Here is a 1235-nt window from a genome sequence, read left to right as displayed (position 1 = left end):
GGCGACCGCTTCATCGCCGTAACGGGTTTGCTTGGGAACATGGTCATCAAGCAACTCATCAAAGATTTGCGGCACATGGTAATGAGGGTGAATAGGGCGCACAGACCTTTTTACAAATATGCCGCCCATCGCGTGACAGAACGCCGCCCAATCTGAGGCATGTGCCGCACGGCGACATTGCTCAACAGCGAAACGTTGTACTTCATCTAAATCATTCAATTTTTCATCCTGTGATAAGTCGGCTTTGATTTTGCGCAGTTCGCGCCATGTGGTAACAGATGGCAACCCGAAAAACTGAAACTGGCGAATGCCATTAACCCGCGCCCAGGCAACAATCCGTTCAGCGGCCTCAATGCCAGACAACGCGGTTTTGTTATCGGTAACGTTCAGGCCATCGATAGATTTAGAGAGGTACTTGGCAACATAAGAAATGCCTGAGCCGCGAGCAAAATCGATATGTTCAAAGGTCACACGGCGTTTGCTGGCACCTTTTTCTGTGCCGTCGACTTGTAAGCAGCGTTTAGTAAACGTCGCTTTAATCTCTTCGGTATGTTCAGGCAAGCAGTAAATGAGTAAATGCCAATGCGGGCAGCCGTCGTGATGAGGTTCAACCGAGCGCATGCCGTAGAACTCAATGGCATTGTCATCAAAGTCGCGGCGTATATCCGCCCATGTTGAACACAGGTAATTTTGCGCGTCTTGGGTGGTTGGCTTTCCAGCCTCTAGCCATGTACGATTGGTGTTGCCTTTCGAGCTGCTGTGGAACTTGCTCGGGCATGTCATGGTGACAAATAAGCAATCGTGGCTTTGCGCTTGTGCAATGGTGTCACAACCTTTTAAGCGCACGAACATTTCAGAGCGGCGAATATAGGGGTTACTCGTGGTTTTCTGCGCTAATTCAAACAGGGTAAATACGTTGCTTGGGTCATCTTCATCAATCGCAATTAAGTTTTCCAGCAACTGCTTATTCTTCTGTTGGCGATAGCGTTGACGGTAGACCGATTCACTAGAGCAGTATGCAACGTTGTGGTTGCCAACCAACTCTAAATCACGCGCAACACGCTCAAGGGTTTTGTTGGTGAGCTTACGCAATTGCAGTCGCCACCAATCGTCAGTACACGCACGACTAACCAACGGCATCAATTGACCTGTTTTGCGTCGTTCATCTACTTCGGTTTCATCAAAGGCAACACCGTATTCAGCCATGACAGACTGAACCGCGACAAATTGAAAGG

General features: G+C 48.9%; 1 protein-coding gene. It reads right to left on the bottom strand.

The window, feature by feature from the left end:
* Positions 1 to 1235 (bottom strand): replication endonuclease (locus tag ACKLNH_RS20600; RefSeq protein ID WP_413114134.1); only part of this gene is annotated, 1235 nt, incomplete at both ends.

It is taken from the genome of Thaumasiovibrio clandestinus, from assembly GCF_047250365.1.
Classification (GTDB): Bacteria; Pseudomonadota; Gammaproteobacteria; order Enterobacterales; family Vibrionaceae; genus Thaumasiovibrio.
The sequence above is the reverse complement of the archived record's forward strand: the minus strand, read 5'-3'. Positions and strand labels throughout refer to the sequence as shown.